This window comes from Frigoribacterium sp. AC394, from assembly GCF_979258095.1.
In genome coordinates this window covers 424,950-441,051 of record NZ_OZ409834.1, presented here as the reverse complement: position 1 = coordinate 441,051, position 16,102 = coordinate 424,950, and the positions used below count along the sequence as shown (strand labels likewise).

Sequence of the window (16,102 nt, the reverse complement as noted above, 5' to 3'; positions counted from 1 at the left end):
TCCACGCATGTCAGAGTTCTGGTTCAACACGAAGACGCACGAGGTCGAAGAGGGCAAGGTCTCGCCCGCGGTCGACCGCGCCGGCCCCTACGCCACCCGCGAGGAGGCGGCGAAGGCGATCGAGACCATCAAGGCCCGCAACGCCCGCCTCGACGCCGAAGAGGCCGCAGACGACTGATCGCCGTCGGCCCGGCGCCCCTCGCGACACCCGGCTCGTCCAGTAGCCTGGACGCCGAGCAGAAAGGCCGTGAATGGACAAGCAGAGAGACTTCGTTCTTCGAACGATCGAAGAGCGCGGCATCAAGTTCATCCGCCTCTGGTTCACCGACGTGATCGGCACCCTCAAGTCGGTGGCCATCGCGCCGGCCGAGGTCGAGGGCGCCTTCGCCGAGGGCATCGGGTTCGACGGCTCCGCCATCGAGGGTCTCACCCGGTCGTACGAGGCCGACGTGCTCGCGCAGCCCGATCCGACCACGTTCCAGATCCTGCCCTGGCGGGGCGAGATCGACCCCACGGCGCGGATGTTCTGCGACATCACCACACCCGACGGCCAGCCCGCCGTCGCCGACCCCCGCAACGTCCTCAAGCGCACGCTGGCCCGCGCAGGAGACCGCGGCTTCACGTTCTACACGCACCCCGAGGTCGAGTTCTACCTCCTGAAGAGCGCCCAGATCGGCGAGCAGGGGCCGCAGCCCGTCGACTCGGCCGGTTACTTCGACAACGTCCCCGGAGGCACGGCGCACGATTTCAGGCGTCGCTCGGTCCGCATGCTCGAAGACCTCGGCATCTCGGTCGAGTTCAGCCACCACGAGGCGGGCCCCGGTCAGAACGAGATCGACCTCCGTTACGCCGACGCCCTGACGACGGCGGACAACATCATGACCTTCCGCACGGTCATCAAAGAGGTCGCCATCGAGCAGGGTGTCTACGCGACGTTCATGCCGAAGCCCTTCAGCCAGCACCCCGGTTCGGGCATGCACACCCACATGTCGCTCTTCGAGGGCGACTCGAACGCCTTCTACGAGGCGGGTGCCGAGTATCAGCTCTCGACCATCGGGCGTCAGTTCATCGCCGGTCTGCTCAAGCACGCTCCCGAGATCACAGCCGTGACGAACCAGTTCGTCAACAGCTACAAGCGTCTCTGGGGTGGTGACGAGGCCCCGAGCTTCGTCACCTGGGGGCACAACAACCGCTCCGCTCTGGTGCGCGTCCCGCTGTACAAGCCCAACAAGGGCAACTCGAGCCGGGTCGAGTACCGCGCGATCGACTCGGCGGCGAATCCGTACCTCGCCTTCTCGCTCATGCTGGCCGCCGGCCTCAAGGGCATCGAAGAGGGCTACGAACTGCCCGCCGAGGCGGAGGACAACGTCTGGGGCATGAGCGACGCCGAGCGTCGCGCCCTCGGGTACAAGCAGCTCCCCGCCAGCCTCGACCACGCGCTGTCGATCATGGAGGACAGCGAGCTGGTCGCCGAGACCCTGGGCGAGCAGGTCTTCAACTACGTCCTGCTCAACAAGCGTCAGGAGTGGAAGGCCTACCGGGCCCAGGTGACGCCGTTCGAGCCAGCTCGAACCTCGAGATCCTCTGAGCCCACGACCGATGCCCCGTCCCGCTGCAGCTCTCTCCGAGCTGGCCCGACTGGGTTTCGCCGAGCTCGGCGAGGCGCGTGACCGCCTCGCCGAGCTCTCGTCGCGGGTCCCCGCTGTGGCCGAGCTGCTGCCCGCCTTCGCGGGCTGCGCCGACCCCGACTCCGCCCTGCTGCAGCTCGAACGTCTGGTCGACCGTGACAGGTCGGCGGTCGAGTCGCTGCTGACCGACGGCTACGGGCCCCGTCTCGTCGTCGTGCTGGGCGCCTCCTCCGGGCTCGGCGACTTCGTCGTGCGTCGCCCCGCCGAGCTCGACGCGCTCCGCGATCCGCTCGTCCAGCCGCCGTCGGTCGGCGAGTACACCGCCGACCTGCTCGAGTCCGTCGGCGAGCGGGTCGGCGACGAGGCGCGTGTGGCCCTCAGGGTCCGCTATCGGCGGCACCTGCTGCGACTCGCGTCGTTCGACCTCGACTCGACCGACCCCCTGGCGGTCCTGCCGGTCGTCGCCACCGCCCTCGCCGATCTCGCGGGTGCGGCGCTCGACGCGGGTCTCGCCGTCGCCCGTCGCGAGGTCGCCTTCCCCGCGGAGGACGTCGACCGCACCCGACTGGCCATCATCGGCATGGGCAAGGCCGGCGCGCGCGAGCTCAACTACCTGAGCGACGTCGACGTCGTCTACGTGGCCGAAGGTGCTGACGGTCTCGAGAGCGGCCGCGCGGTCGAGATCGCCACCCGTCTGGCCGTGCACACCGTCCGTGTCGTCTCCGAGCTGTCGCTCGAGACCGAGCTGTGGGAGGTCGACGCGAACCTCCGACCGGAGGGCCAGGCCGGGGCGCTGGTGCGCACCCTCGAGTCGCACGTCGCCTACTACGAGCGGTGGGCGAAGGGGTGGGAGTTCCAGGCGCTGCTCAAGGCCCGACCCCTCGCCGGCGACACCGAGCTGGGCGACCGGTACGTCGAACGCGTCGCGCCCTTCGTCTGGGCCGCCGCGTCGCGGGAGAACTTCGTCGAGTCGGTGCAGCGCATGCGCGAGCGCGTCACCGACCTGATCCCCGCCGACGAGGTCGACCGCCAGCTCAAGCTGGGCCCCGGGGGTCTCCGCGACATCGAGTTCACCATCCAGCTCCTCCAGCTCGTGCACGGTCAGGCCGACGACGGGGTGCGCCAGCGCGCGACCCTCGACGCTCTCGGGGCGCTGGCCCGCCGAGGGTACGTCGGGCGCGCCGAGGCCGCCGAGTTCGACCGCGACTACCGCCTCCTGCGGCTCCTCGAGCACCGCATCCAGCTGTCCCGACTCCGGCGCACCCACCTCATGCCGGTCGACGAGGGGGCGCTGCGCGTTCTGGCGCGCTCGTCGAGGCTGGGCGCCACGGCGGCGGAGCTGGTGACGACCTGGCACGATGTGCGTCGTCGCGTCCGCACCCTGCACGAGCGGCTCTTCTACCGGCCGCTGCTCTCGGCCGTCGCGGCGCGGCCCGAAGAGGAGCTCGCGCTCAGCAGCGACCAGGCGGCGGCGCGGCTCGCGGTGATCGGATTCGTCGACCCCCGGGGTGCGCTCGGCCACATCGCCGCGCTGACGGCGGGGGTGTCGCGACGGGCGAGCATCCAGCGCCACCTGCTGCCGGCGATGCTGCAGTGGTTCGCCGACGGCACCGACCCCGACCTCGGTCTGCTGGCCTTCCGGCGGTTGAGCGACGGTCTGGGCGAGTCGTACTGGTTCCTCCGCATGCTCCGCGACTCCTCCGGCGCGGCCCACCGCCTCACCACCGTGCTCTCGAGCTTCCCGCTTCGTCGCCGATCTGCTCGACCGGATCCCCGAGGCGGCGGCCTGGTTCGAGAACGACCACGAGCTGCGGCCCCGACCCCTCGCCAGCCTGCTCGACGAGGCGCGGGCGACCGTCGCCCGGCACTCCTCCGTCGACGCCGCGGCGGCCGTGCTGCGGCAGTCCCGTCGGCGCGAGATCCTCCGTCTCGCCATGGGCGGCATCCTCGGCCTGCTGAGCATCGACGAGCTGGCTAGCGGGCTCTCGGCGGTGACGACGGCCGCCATCTCGGGCACGCTCGCCCTCGCTCGTCGCGATGCCGGCGATCTCGAGTTCGCCGTCATCGCGATGGGTCGCTACGGCGGTGAAGAGCTGGGCTTCGGCTCGGACGCCGACGTGCTCTACGTCTACCGGGCCGAGGGAGACGACGGCACCGCGCACCGGCGTGCCCTGGCCGTGGTCGCCGAGCTGAACCGTCTGACCTCCGACGCCCTCGTCCCGCTCGACCTCGACACCGGGCTCCGCCCCGAGGGCAAGAACGGCACCGTCGCGCGCTCGTTGTCGTCCTATCGCGCCTACTATGCGCGCTGGTCGCTCACCTGGGAGGCCCAGTCGCTGCTGCGTGCGCGCCCGGTCGCCGGCGACGAGGGGCTGGCGGCCGAGTTCATGGCCGTCGCCGACGGCGTCCGGTACCCGGAGGCCATCTCCGACCAGGAGGTGCGCGAGGTCAAGCGCATCAAGGCCCGTGTCGAGGCGGAGCGGCTCCCGAGGGGCGCCGAGCCGTCCCGTCACCTCAAGCTCGGGCGCGGATCGCTCAGCGACGTCGAATGGTACGTGCAGCTCCTCCAGCTGCAGCACGCGCACGACACGCCGGGTCTGCGGACGCCGTCGACGCTGGAGGCCCTGGCGGCGGCCGCTGAGGCCGGTCTCCTGTCGAGCGACGACGCTCAGAAGCTGCGGGACGCCTGGACGATCGCCTCCCGGGCGCGCTCCGCCGTCGTGCTGTGGACGTCACGGACGTCCGACGTCCTGCCGACCGACCGGCGCCTCCTCGAGGGGGTCGCCCGGCTCATGGAGTACCCGCCGGGCTCGGCGACCCGGCTCGAAGAGGACTACCTCGCGGCGACCAGGCGGTCGCGGGCCGTCTTCGAACGCGGCTTCTACGGTCTCGAAGAGACCCCCGAGCCCACCGGCTGAGTCCCGACCGGCCCCGAACGGCATGAGGCCCGCACCCCGAGAAGGGGAGCGGGCCTCGTGCGGTGCTCGGAGGTCAGACGCCGAAGTACAGCTCGAACTCGAACGGGTGGGGACGCTGCGCCATGGGCAGGATCTCCTTCTCGCGCTTGTAGGCGATCCAGGTCTCGATGAGGTCCTCGGTGAAGACGTTGCCCTTGGTGAGGAACTCGTGGTCGGCCTCGAGCGCGTCGAGCGCACCGTCGAGCGACGCGGGCACCTGGGGGATGCCCTTCGCCTCCTCCGGGGGCAGCTCGTAGAGGTCCTTGTCGACCGGCTCGTGCGGCTCGATGCGGTTCTGGATGCCGTCGAGGCCGGCCATCAGCTGAGCCGCGAACGCCAGGTACGGGTTCGAGGCGGCGTCGGGCACGCGGAACTCGATGCGCTTGGCCTTCGGGTTCGTGCCGGTGATCGGGATGCGGATCGCGGCCGAGCGGTTGCCCGCCGAGTACACGAGGTTGACGGGGGCCTCGAAGCCGGGGATCAGACGGTGGTACGAGTTGATCGACGGGTTCGTGAAGGCCAGGACGGCGGGGGCGTGCTTGAGCAGGCCGCCGATGTACCAGCGGGCGAGGTCGGAGAGGCCGCCGTAGCCGTTCTCGTCGTAGAAGAGGGGCTTGCCGTCGCTCCACAGCGACTGGTGGGTGTGCATGCCCGAGCCGTTGTCGCCGAAGAGGGGCTTGGGCATGAAGGTCGCGACCTTGCCCCACATCTCGGCGGTGTTCTTGACGATGTACTTGAACTTCAGGATGTCGTCGGCCGCGTGGACCATCGTGTCGAACTTGTAGTTGATCTCCTGCTGACCGCCGGTGCCCACCTCGTGGTGCGCACGCTCGAGCTCGAGGCCGGCGTCGATCAGGCGCAGGCTGATGTCGTCGCGGAGGTCGGCGGTCTTGTCGACCGGGCTGACCGGGAAGTACCCGCCCTTGTAGGCGGTCTTGTTGGCGAGGTTGCCGCCCTCTTCGACGCGACCGGTGTTCCAGGCGCCCTCTTCGCTGTCGACGCTGTAGAAGCTGGCGTTCTGCTTCACCTCGTAGCGGACGTCGTCGAAGATGTAGAACTCTGCTTCGGGGGCGAAGAACGCCGTGTCGGCGATGCCCGTCGACGCGAGGTACTTCTCGGCCTTCTTGGCGACCTGACGCGGGTCGCGGCTGTAGAGCTCGCCGTTGCGCGGGTTGAAGATGTCGAAGACGAGGATGAGCGTGCGCTCGGCACGGAACGGGTCGACGTAGCCGGTCGTGACGTCGGGGATGAGCTGCATGTCCGACTCGTGGATGGAGGCGAAGCCACGGATGGACGATCCGTCGAAGAGCTGTCCGACGGAGAAGAACTCCTCGTCGACCGTGGAGGCGGGGATGTTGAAGTGCTGCTGGACACCGGGAAGATCGGTGAAGCGGATGTCAAGGAACTTGACGTCGGTGTCCTTGATGAACTTCAGCACCTCGGAAGAATCAGTGAACATACGAGATGTCTCTCCAATGGGCTTGACTGGAACGGATCGGCCACGGCTGCAGCCTGTACCGAGGGTATTGAGGGGCGGTTTCGCCGCAGTGTCCCTCATGTTTCCGGCATGTTACGGCTGCCGTCGTCGGTAGGCTCGTGGGCATGCCCCAGACCCCTCGAACTCCGCCGCACGGCCCCGACAGGGCAGGAGGCGCGGCGGGCGGCCCGCAGGCCTGGCCAGGTCGTCGACTCGGTCTCCCCGAGAGGGGACCGCGGTCGATCGCGAGACTCGGGCGCCGCGTCGCCGCCATCGCGATCGACTGGGCTCTCGCCTACATCGTGGCCTTCGCGTTCTTCGGCGGCGAGGGCATCGCGATCACGATCGTCTTCGTCCTCGTGCAGATCGTCTTCCTGATCACGCTCGGCGGCACGATCGGTCATCTCGCTCTGCGGATGCGGGTGGTGCCGATGACCGGAGGGTACCTCGGCCTCTGGCGCCCCGTCGTGCGGACTCTGCTGGTCGCCCTCGTGATCCCCGCCGTGGTCTTCGACCTCGACCAGCGCGGTCTCCACGACCGGATAGCCGGCACCGTGCTCGTCCGCGTCTGACGGTCCCGTCACGACGAAGCCGCCGCCGTTCCCGAGGGGGAGCGGCGGCGGCTTCGTGATCGCAGGAGGCGCGGGTCAGCGCGGTCGACCGGCGCGGGCCTTGAACGGATCGACGCCCTTGGGGATGGGCAGGCCGTTCTGACCGAGTGACTGCAGGCGGTTGCCCACCGCCAGGACCTCGTTGCGGTTGATGGCCTTCTTCAGCTTGTTCATCCGACCGGCCAGCTTGTGCAGCGGCACGGCGTCCGAGTCGGGGCCCACGTGGAGGACGGTGATCGGAACGTTCGGCAGGACCCGGGCGACCTTGCGGCGCTCCTCGTCGACCAGGCGCTTCGTCTGGCCGGCCGCGCCCTCGGCGATCAGCACGACTCCCGGCTTGCCGACCGCGCGGTAGACCGCGGCCTGGCTCCGGCCCTGGACGGCGACGGGCATCTCGTTGGCACGCCAGGCGCGTCGGAGGCCGCTCTTCATGACGGCGCCCACGGCGCCGGGCTGACCCTCGATCTGCGAGTAGGCCGCGCGCTCCGCACGACGCCCGAGCACGAGCAGCAGCAGCAGGATGCCGAGCATGACGCCGACCACGATGTAGAGGACGAGCGCGAGGACGTTCCCCTCGGAGAGCAGGATGCCCGCGGCCACACCGAGCAGGATCGGGACGATCAGCACCGCCAGCATCAGGGGCAGCGCCGTCTTGTCGATCCGGCGGGTCATCTGGAAGACCTGCCACATCTGCTTGAAACGGCCCGGTTCCTTGGGCGGTTTCGGGGTCGTGTTCTCCGGAGACTTACGTGCCATGTTCACAGGATACGGGTTCACCCGCCGTCACGAGTCCTCCCCGAGACCGCCGTCGGCGAACGCGTCCCCAGACAGGCGCCCACTCCGCCGTCCCCGGGACGCCGTGCACGACCCTCGAGGCATGTCGAGCACCCGCGTCGGGCCCTACGAGGCCCACCCCGTCGAAGGGCCCCCGCCGTTCCGGTGGTGGACCTCGACGTGGTCGTCGGGCGAGCCCGTGCTGCTCCGCGCCTCGTCCTCCTCGACCCGTGAGGCCCTCGTCGAGGCAGCAGCGCTGTGCCGCGCCGAGCACCCCCACGTGGTCGAGGTGCTCGACGTCTTCCACTTCGACGGCCGACCCGTCGTGGTGACCCGGGGTGTCCCGTCGATCCGACTCGACGCCTGGCTCGCGGGCCGCGGCACGCTCGCGCGCGGCGAGGCTGTCACCCTGGTCGTGCCCCTGGCCTCCGCACTCGCGCACCTGGCCGCTCGGGGCGTGGTCCCCACCGGGCTGCCGCCTCACGGCATCGGGATCGACGATCGGGGTGCGCCGATCATGGTCGGCCTGAGCTCCGGCGACGTCTCGACCGCGCCGCCGGATGCTCTCTCCGGCACGCTCTCGAACGCGACTGTCGCCGGCCACCCCGGGGTGGCCGATCTCTGGTCGCTGGTCGTCGACCGCCTCGACGACGAGTCGTGCCGGGGCGTGCCGCCGACCACTCCCGACGAGCTGCTCGAGTGGGCTCATGACCTCGGCGAGCCGCGACCGTTGCCGACGGTGTTCCTCACCGCATCGGCCGACGCGTCGGGGGAGCCGTCGTCGGCGACCTCGCGGACGGCGCCGCGCGAGATGCCCGCCTGGGCGGCCGTGCTTCCCGAGAGCGCCCTGGTCGACCGGGCGCTGGCATGGTGGCACGAACGCCCCCGGACCTCGCTGCGGGATCGACTCCGAGTCGTCCGTCCCCGCTTCTGGGTCGTGGCCGGCGTGCTCGTCCTGTCTCTCGTCGGGGCGGCCCTCCTCTCTCCGAGGGACGATGCCGCGACCGACGCCGACGGGCTTCCCCGCCCGTCGACGCCACCGCTGCAGGCCGATGTGTCCTCAGGGCCGCCACTGGACACGTCGCCGACCGTCGCCCCCTCCGCCGAGGAGGCCGTGGTGCGAGGTGATGACGCGGCGGCCGCGACGGCCGTCCTGCTGGAGGCGCGGGTCGACTGCCTGAGAGACCCCACCCCCTCCTGCATCGCCGCCGTCGACCACCACGGGTCACCCCTGGCCCGGTCGGATTCCGCCCTGGTCGACGACCCCGCCGCCACCGCCCAGGCGATCATGCCGACCCGTCTGGGTTCCGAGACCCAGCGCCTGGGCGAGAGCGTGCTGTTCGAAGCTCACACCGCGGACGACGAACCGGCCTCGGTCCTCGTGGTGAGGACCGAGGCCGGTTGGCGGCTTCGTGAGATCGTCGCCCGTCAGTGACGGGCGGCGGATCAGATGCCGAGCTTCGCGGTGAAGTCGCCGGCCTCGAGGCGATCCTTGACGGCGACCAGGAATCGCGCAGCGTCGGCACCGTCGACGATGCGGTGGTCGTACGACAGCGCGAGGTACACCATCGAGCGGACGGCGATCGCCTCGCCACCGTCGGTCTTGACGACGACGGGGCGCTTGACGACGATGCCCGTGCCGAGGATGGCGACCTGAGGCAGGAACACGACGGGCGTGTCGAACAGCGCACCCCGCGAACCCGTGTTCGTGACGGTGAAGGTGCCACCGGCCAGCTCGTCGGGCTTCAGCTTGTTGTCGCGGGTGCGCTGGGCCAGATCGGCGATCTGGGCGGCGATGCCGGCCAGGTCGAGATCGGCGGCGTTCTTGATGACCGGAGTCAGGAGACCCCGCTCGGTGTCGACCGCCATGCTGATGTTCTCGTGGTCGGGGTAGACGATCGAGTCGCCGTCCACCGTCGCGTTGAGCTTCGGGTGAGCCTGGAGGGCCTCCGCCGCCGCGAGGGTGAAGAACGGCAGGAAGGACAGCTTGTTGCCGGTCTTCTCCAGGAAGGCGGCCTTGTTCGCGTCGCGGAACGACGCCACCTTGGTGACGTCGACCTCGACGACGCTGGTCAGCTGGGCCATGGCCTGCATCGACTGCACGGCGCGCTCGGCGACGACCTTGCGGAGTCGCGTCATCGGGACGGTCGTTCCGCGGAGGGGCGAGATCTCGAGGGGCGCCGGCGCTGCGCTCGTCGACGCCGTGCTCGACTCGGCGGTCTTCGCGGACGCGGCCTCGGCGGCCGAGAGGACGTCCTCCTTGCGGATGCGCCCGCCGACACCGCTGCCCGAGAGGGACGACAGGTCGACGCCCTTCTCGTTCGCGAGCTTGCGGACCAGAGGCGTGACGTAGCCCGCGGTCGAACCGGAGTCCGACGACGGGGCGGCGGCGGGTGCCGCGGCAGCGGGAGCAGCAGCGGCCGGCGCGGCTGCGGCCGGCGCGGCGGGAGCCGACGGCGCTGCGGCGGGGACGGCCGGAGCGGCCTGCGGTGCCGCAGCTTGAGGAGCCGCCGGGGCCGGGTCGACGGCGGGAGCGGGCTCGGGGGCCGAAGCCTCGGCCTCCTCGCCGGGTGCCGGAGCGGCGGACGAGGGCAGCTCGGCGTCCCCGGCGTCGTCGCCCTCTTCGGCGGCGGCTTCGGGCTCGTCGGCCTGCTCGTTCTCGTCGCTCGACTCGCCGGCGTCCTCGGCCGGTGCGTCCGACGAGCCGTCGCCGATGCGGACCAGTGCCGTGCCGACCTCGACGGTCTCGTCTTCCGGCACGAGGATCTCTTCGATCACACCGGCCACGGGCGACGGGATCTCGGTGTCGACCTTGTCGGTCGAGACCTCGAGCAGCGGCTCGTCGACCTCGACGCGGTCACCGACATTCTTGAGCCAGCGGGTGACCGTGCCCTCGGTGACGCTCTCACCGAGTGCCGGGAGGTTGACGGATTCGCTCATCTGTGGAACTCCTTTGACGACATTGCGTGTCTTTGTGTGTAAGTGCGGTGGGTGCTACATCGCGTGAAGCGGCTTGCCGGCCAGAGCCAGCATCGCCTCACCGAGAGCTTCGTTCTGCGTAGGGTGCGCGTGGATCAGGGGCGCGACGTCTTCGGGGTAGGCCTCCCAGTTGACGGCCAGCTGAGCCTCGCCGATCAGCTCGCCCACGCGGGCGCCGATCATGTGGACACCGACCACCGGTCCGTCGACGACGCGGACGACCTTGACCGAGCCGGCCGTGCCGATGATGTGGCTCTTCCCGTTGCCGGCGAGGTTGTAGTCGTAGCTGGTGATCTTGTCGGTGCCGTGCTTCTCCGCGGCCTTCGCCTCGGTGAGACCGACCGAGGCGACCTCGGGGTCGGAGTACGTGACCTTGGGGATGTTGACGTCCTCGATCACGACGGGCTTCAGGCCTGCGATCTCCTCGGCGACGAAGATGCCGTGCTGGAAGCTCCGGTGCGCGAGCTGGAGTCCGGGGACGATGTCGCCCACGGCGTAGACGCCGGGCACCGAGGTGGCGAGACGCTCGTTCGTGATGACGAAGCCGCGATCGACCGTCACTCCGGCCTCCTCGAAGCCGAGACCGGCCGTCGAGGGGCCGCGACCCACCGCGACCAGCAGGAGATCGGCGTCGAACGTCTTGCCGTCCTCCAGCGTCACGACGACGCCGTCGTCGTTCTGGGTGACTCCCTGGAATCGCACGCCGAGCGAGAACTCGATGCCGCGCTTGCGGAACGCGCGCTCGAATTGCTTGCTGATCGATTCCTCTTCGTTGGGGACGAGGTGGGGGAGCGCCTCGATGATGGTCACCTCGGCGCCGAAGGACTTCCAGACGCTGGCGAACTCGACGCCGATCACGCCGCCGCCCAGGATGGCGACCTTGTTCGGCACGTGATCGAGGGCGAGAGCCTGCTCGCTTGTGATGACCTTCCCGCCGATGTCGAGCCCGGGGAGGCTGCGCGAGTACGAACCGGTGGCCAGGACGATGTTCTTCGCCTTCAGGGTCGTGTCGCCCACCTGGACGGTGGACGGCGACGTGAGTCGGCCCTCGCCCTCGACGGTCGTGATCTTGCGCGCCTTCAGCAGACCCTGCAGACCCTTGTACTTGCTGGCGACGACACCCTCGCGGTACGTCGTCACCGCCGGGATGTCGATCCCGTGGAAGTCGGTGTGCACGCCGTACTTGGCCGACTCACGCGAGACGTCGGCCACCTCGGCCGAGTGCAGGAGCGCCTTGGTGGGGATGCATCCACGGTGGAGGCAGGTCCCGCCGACCTTGTCCTTCTCGACCAGCGCGACGCTCAGCCCCAGCTCGGTCGCCCGCAGCGCCGCGGCGTATCCGCCGCTTCCGCCACCGAGCACCACCAGGTCAAAATTCTGTTCCGACACCCAGCAACTCCCTCGTGCGTTCGGAGGTACCCCGCGCCGGGTGGGGAGGCGTCGTCGTGGTGACGACGACACCGTCGCCCGTTTCGCCTCCGACGTGTCGCGGAGGCGGACCGGCGTTCAGGGACCGTTCTCGGCGGGATTCTCCCGCCTCGTCGACCCTACTACGCGGCCGAAAAGTCGGAGGCCAGCTCTAGCAGGGTTCTCACGGAAACGCCGGTCGAGCCCTTGCCGGTGTAGCCGTAGCCTCCGGCCTTGTTGTTCGACGGGCCGGCGATGTCGAGGTGGACCCACGGGAGAGCGGTGTCGGCGCCGTCCTTCTTCCCCACGAACTCGTTCAGGAACACTCCGGCGAGCAGCATCCCCGCAGCGGTGTTGCCGGGAGTCGCGTTCACGAGGTCCGCCACGTCGGACGCGAGGCGCGCCTTGAGCTCGCCGGGCAGGGGCATGCGCCAGAACGTCTCGCCGATCGAGTCGGCCAGCTCGACCACGCGGGAGGCCAGCGCGTCGTTGCCCATGACCCCGACGGTGCGCATCCCGAGCGCGACCACCTGGGCGCCGGTCAGGGTCGCGACGTCGACGATCGCGTCCGGCTGCTCCTCGCTGGCCGCGACGAGACCGTCGGCCATGACCAGGCGGCCCTCCGCGTCGGTGTTCGTCACCTCGACGGTGGTGCCGCCCTTGATGGTCAGGACGTCGTCGGGTCGGATCGCCGTTCCGCTCGGCATGTTCTCGGCGACGCACAGCCAGGCGGTCAGACGCACGGGCAGCGCCAGCTCGGCGGCCGCGACGGTGACGGCGAGCACGGTGGCCGCACCCGTCATGTCGTCCTTCATGCCGAGCATCGAGGCTGCGGGCTTCAGCGAGAGCCCGCCGGTGTCGTACGTGATGCCCTTGCCGACCAGTGCCAGGTGCTTCGTCGCCCCCTCGGGGCGGTACTCGACCTTGACCAGACGCGGGCCCCGGCTCGAGCCCTGACCGACGCCGAGGATGCCCCCGAAGCCGCCGGCCAGGAGTTCGTCCTCGGCGAGCACGGTGACCTCGAGGGCGGTGCCCTCGGCCAACGAGACGGCCTTGTCGGCGAGCGCCTGGGGGAACATCTGCTGCGGGGGAGTGTTCGAGAGGTCGCGGACCGTGTGCACGGCGGTCGCGACGACGCGGGCCCGCTCGACGGTCGCCGAGTCGACCGGCACGTCGGTGGCGAGCACGATGTCCTGTGCGTGTCGACGGGAGTCCGACTTGGTCGTCGAGCGGAACGCGTCGAATTCGTACGAGGCGATCGCGGCTCCCTCGAGCGCGGCCAGCGCCTCCTGGGTGCCGGTCACGGGGAGGGCGATCACGACGCGGTCGACTCCGGTCAGCTGACGGACGGCCGATCCGGCCGCGTAGCGAAGGGCCTCGGCGTCGACGGTGTCGCCGAGGCCGATCAGGGCGATTCCGGAGGCGCGCACGGCCGTGCCGGGCAGCCGGACCAGCTCGTCGCGCGCCCCGGTCACGCCGACGGCGGCGAGGACGTCCGCCAGGCCGTCGACCGGAGTGGTGAGCTCCGGGCCCGACGAGGTCTTGCGGACGCCGACGACGAGGACGTCCCCCTCGATCTCGGCGGGGGTGGTCGTGCTGGTGGTCAGAGTCGAAACGGTCATGCCTCGATGGTAGCCACGGCTCTGTTCGCTCTCGGCACGTCGCCACGGCCAGCGGAGCACCTCGCCGGTACCTAGGCTTGTCGACATGCACGACCCCGCCGGACTCTACGACCTCTCGATCGACGCCCCGAACGTCCCCGACGGGCTGCCCCTCGTCGCGGGCCTGACCGGTTTCGCCGACGCCGGCTCGGCGGTGAGTCAACTCGCCGAATACATGATCGACACCCTCGACAGCACGCTCGTCGCGTCGTTCGACACCGACGAGCTGCTCGACTACCGGGCCCGTCGTCCGGTCTTCACCTTCGACCAGGACCACGTGAGCGAGGTCTCGGTGGCCCGCCTCTCCCTGCACCTGATGAGCGACGACATCGGTCAGCCGTTCCTGCTCCTGTCGGGCTTCGAACCCGACTTCCAGTGGAACCGCTTCACGGCGGCCGTCCTCCAGCTCGTGGAGCGCTACCGGGTCTCGACGACGACGTGGGTCCACTCCATCCCCATGCCGGTGCCTCACACCAGGCCGATCGGCGTCACGGTCAGCGGCAACCGCGCGGACCTCATCGAGTCGCTCTCGGTGTGGAAGCCCGTCACGCAGGCGCCGGCCAACGCCCTCCACCTCATCGAGCACCGCCTCGGCCAGGAGGGTCACCCCACGGCCGGGTTCGTCCTCCTCGTGCCGCACTACCTCGCCGACACGGAGTTCCCCGACGCGGCGGTCGCCGCGCTGTCGAGCATCAGCGCGGCCACCGGGCTCATCTTCCCCACCGACCGTCTCCGTGAGGAGGGGCGCGAGTTCCTCGTCAAGGTCGAGGAGCAGGTCCACGGCAACACCGAGCTGTCGAGACTCGTCGCCACCCTCGAAGAGCGCCACGACACGTACATGGAGGGCAACCCTCTGCCGTCTCCGCTCACCGACCAGGACGGCAAGGTGCCGACGGCCGACGCGCTGGCGGCCGAGCTCGAGAAGTTCCTGGCGCGACGGACCGACGGCGGCGCGTCCGCCTGACCCGCGCCTCCTCGGTCGTCATCCCGTCCACGGGCACGCGTGCTCGGCGGCGGATGCGCTCGTCGCTCGGGTAGATTCGTCGGGTGAACTCGAAGCGCGCCTGGCTCGTCTGGGGCGCGGCCGTCTTCGCCTACATCGTCGCGGTGATGCAGCGATCGTCCCTCGGGGTATCGGGCGTCGAAGCCCGCCAGCTCTTCGACGTCTCCGCATCGACTCTCTCGACCCTGGCGGTCGTCCAGCTGGTGGTCTACGCCGGTCTGCAGATCCCGGTGGGCGTCATGCTCGATCGGGTCGGACCGAAGGCGCTGATCGTCACCGGAGGGGTGCTCCTCGGCGTCGGACAGCTCGTGGTCGCCGTGTCACCCCCGACGATCGGCTTCGCGATCGTCGGCCGCATGCTCGTCGGCGCGGGCGACGGGATGACCTTCATCTCGGTGATGCGGTTGCTGCCGTCGTGGTTCCGGGGGCCGATCCTGCCGCAGGTGTCGCAGTGGACGGGCAACTTCGGGCAGTTCGGTCAGATCCTCTCGGCAGTGCCCCTGTCGATCGTGCTGCACGGCGCGGGATGGTCGCCGGCCTTCCTCAGCGCCGCGGCGCTCTCCGTCATCGCGGTCGTCGTCGTGGTCGTGCTCGTGTCCGAGGCGCCCGAGGGCGTGATCCCGCGCTCGGCGACCACGACGTGGCGATCCGCCGGGCGTCAGCTGGTCGAGAGCGCCCGCCGCCCGGGGACCCGTCTCGGATTCTGGTCGCACTTCGTCACGCAGTCCTCCGGGACGGTCTTCAGCCTGCTCTGGGGCGTGCCGTTCCTGGTCGGGGGCCTGGGGCTGAGCTCGGGCGAGGCGTCCGGTCTGCTCGCCGTCCTCGTCGCCTCGGGTGTCGTCGCCGGCCCCATCCTCGGCCTGCTCGTCGCCCGGTTCCCCCTCCGGCGCTCGAACCTCGTGCTCGGCATCGTGTTGGCCATGGCCGCCGTCTGGACCCTCGTGCTGGCCTGGCCCGGAACCCCGCCACCCTGGCTCGCCGTCGTGCTCGTCGTCGTCCTGGGCGTGGGCGGACCGGGGTCGATCATCGGCTTCGACTTCGCACGGACCTTCAACCCCCTGCGCAGCCTCGGCGTCGCCAACGGCATCGTCAACGTCGGCGGGTTCCTGGCGAGCTTCGTCATGATGTTCCTCATCGGCGTGGTGCTCGATCAGCTCGACTCCGCCCGCGTCGCCTCCGGGGCCCCGAGCGATATCTTCGCCTTCGAGTCGTTCCGGATCGCGTTCCTCGTCCAGTACCTCGTCGTGGGGACGGGCGTCGTCTGCCTCGTCGTCGAGCGACGCCGGACCCGCCGGGGCCTGCGACACGAGGAGGGCATCGAGGTCGCGCCCATCTGGGTCGCCGCTCTCCGGCGCTGGCGGATGCGGCGCGGGCCACGGGGCTGAGAGCCGCCTCCGCGGTGTCGGGCCGTGGGCGCAGGGCGTGTAATAATGGATCACGGACCCGTTCGTTTCTCGTTCACCCCGTCGTCGCTGTCGCGATCGACGTCCGGCACGAGACTTGACATGGGTCCTAGTACTGCCCGAAATCGACCGACGCCATCCGTTTGCCGGTCGAGGTCCGACGAGCACGGTCCCACCGATCACGCTGGTCGCACCCGGACCC

At 70.2% G+C, this 16,102-nt stretch carries 10 protein-coding genes and 2 pseudogenes; 7 read left to right on the top strand and 5 right to left on the bottom strand.

The features are described 5' to 3' along the window. Window positions 1-7 precede the first annotated feature (7 nt). From ACZZY9_RS01965 to ACZZY9_RS01955, 3 genes and pseudogenes are all read left to right on the top strand, one after another. The gene (locus tag ACZZY9_RS01965; RefSeq protein WP_463462779.1) at window positions 8-178 is read left to right on the top strand and encodes an SPOR domain-containing protein; all 171 of its coding nucleotides are present in this window, start codon (window positions 8-10) and stop codon (window positions 176-178) included. Between the two features lie 73 nt (window positions 179-251). Continuing rightward, window positions 252-1,588, top strand: a pseudogene (locus ACZZY9_RS01960) (glutamine synthetase family protein). A gap of 11 nt (window positions 1,589-1,599) precedes the next feature. Then, window positions 1,600-4,546, top strand: a pseudogene (locus tag ACZZY9_RS01955) (bifunctional [glutamine synthetase] adenylyltransferase/[glutamine synthetase]-adenylyl-L-tyrosine phosphorylase). A 73-nt stretch (window positions 4,547-4,619) separates the two neighbouring features. Here ACZZY9_RS01955 and glnA read toward each other — a convergent pair. Then, a complete protein-coding gene (glnA, locus tag ACZZY9_RS01950; RefSeq protein WP_192060253.1) occupies window positions 4,620-6,044 on the bottom strand; it encodes a type I glutamate--ammonia ligase in 1,425 nt (474 codons plus the stop codon). 143 nt (window positions 6,045-6,187) lie between these two features. On the opposite strand from glnA, the gene ACZZY9_RS01945 reads away from it, so the two are divergent. Further along, window positions 6,188-6,634 carry an RDD family protein gene (locus tag ACZZY9_RS01945; protein WP_463462778.1) on the top strand — a complete coding sequence of 149 codons (447 nt, stop codon included), beginning with the start codon at window positions 6,188-6,190 and terminating at the stop codon, window positions 6,632-6,634. Window positions 6,635-6,709: 75 nt separating this feature from the next. Here ACZZY9_RS01945 and ACZZY9_RS01940 read toward each other — a convergent pair whose 3' ends face one another. Continuing rightward, window positions 6,710-7,429, bottom strand: coding sequence for a DUF4191 domain-containing protein (locus ACZZY9_RS01940; protein WP_192060255.1), 720 nt, complete (start codon window positions 7,427-7,429; stop codon window positions 6,710-6,712). Between the two features lie 121 nt (window positions 7,430-7,550). On the opposite strand from ACZZY9_RS01940, the gene ACZZY9_RS01935 reads away from it, so the two are divergent. Further along, the gene (locus tag ACZZY9_RS01935) at window positions 7,551-8,882 is read left to right on the top strand and encodes a serine/threonine-protein kinase (protein ID WP_463462777.1); all 1,332 of its coding nucleotides are present in this window, start codon (window positions 7,551-7,553) and stop codon (window positions 8,880-8,882) included. A gap of 11 nt (window positions 8,883-8,893) precedes the next feature. Here ACZZY9_RS01935 and sucB read toward each other — a convergent pair whose 3' ends face one another. From sucB to ACZZY9_RS01920, 3 genes are all read right to left on the bottom strand, one after another. Then, window positions 8,894-10,387 carry a 2-oxoglutarate dehydrogenase, E2 component, dihydrolipoamide succinyltransferase gene (sucB, locus tag ACZZY9_RS01930; protein ID WP_463462776.1) on the bottom strand — a complete coding sequence of 498 codons (1,494 nt, stop codon included), beginning with the start codon at window positions 10,385-10,387 and terminating at the stop codon, window positions 8,894-8,896. 54 nt (window positions 10,388-10,441) lie between these two features. Further along, a complete protein-coding gene (gene lpdA, locus ACZZY9_RS01925) occupies window positions 10,442-11,815 on the bottom strand; it encodes a dihydrolipoyl dehydrogenase (protein ID WP_463462775.1) in 1,374 nt (457 codons plus the stop codon). 161 nt (window positions 11,816-11,976) lie between these two features. Beyond that, entirely contained in the window at window positions 11,977-13,455 is a 1,479-nt protein-coding gene (locus ACZZY9_RS01920; protein ID WP_463462774.1) for a leucyl aminopeptidase, read from the bottom strand. Between the two features lie 85 nt (window positions 13,456-13,540). Here ACZZY9_RS01920 and ACZZY9_RS01915 point away from each other — a divergent pair, with 85 nt between their 5' ends. Both ACZZY9_RS01915 and ACZZY9_RS01910 read left to right on the top strand, forming a co-directional pair. After that, window positions 13,541-14,458 carry a proteasome assembly chaperone family protein gene (locus tag ACZZY9_RS01915; RefSeq protein ID WP_463462773.1) on the top strand — a complete coding sequence of 306 codons (918 nt, stop codon included), beginning with the start codon at window positions 13,541-13,543 and terminating at the stop codon, window positions 14,456-14,458. 83 nt (window positions 14,459-14,541) lie between these two features. Beyond that, the gene (locus ACZZY9_RS01910; protein WP_463462772.1) at window positions 14,542-15,882 is read left to right on the top strand and encodes an MFS transporter; all 1,341 of its coding nucleotides are present in this window, start codon (window positions 14,542-14,544) and stop codon (window positions 15,880-15,882) included. Window positions 15,883-16,102 lie beyond the last annotated feature (220 nt).

What these genes read in the sequence shown, in the direction of transcription:
- ACZZY9_RS01965 (WP_463462779.1), top strand. Translation starts at nt 8, where the DNA reads ATGTCAGAGTTCTGGTTCAACACGAAGACGCACGAGGTCGAAGAGGGC.
- glnA (WP_192060253.1), bottom strand. Translation starts at nt 6,044, where the DNA reads ATGTTCACTGATTCTTCCGAGGTGCTGAAGTTCATCAAGGACACCGAC.
- ACZZY9_RS01945 (WP_463462778.1), top strand. Translation starts at nt 6,188, where the DNA reads ATGCCCCAGACCCCTCGAACTCCGCCGCACGGCCCCGACAGGGCAGGA.
- ACZZY9_RS01940 (WP_192060255.1), bottom strand. Translation starts at nt 7,429, where the DNA reads ATGGCACGTAAGTCTCCGGAGAACACGACCCCGAAACCGCCCAAGGAA.
- ACZZY9_RS01935 (WP_463462777.1), top strand. Translation starts at nt 7,551, where the DNA reads ATGTCGAGCACCCGCGTCGGGCCCTACGAGGCCCACCCCGTCGAAGGG.
- sucB (WP_463462776.1), bottom strand. Translation starts at nt 10,387, where the DNA reads ATGAGCGAATCCGTCAACCTCCCGGCACTCGGTGAGAGCGTCACCGAG.
- ACZZY9_RS01920 (WP_463462774.1), bottom strand. Translation starts at nt 13,455, where the DNA reads ATGACCGTTTCGACTCTGACCACCAGCACGACCACCCCCGCCGAGATC.
- ACZZY9_RS01915 (WP_463462773.1), top strand. Translation starts at nt 13,541, where the DNA reads ATGCACGACCCCGCCGGACTCTACGACCTCTCGATCGACGCCCCGAAC.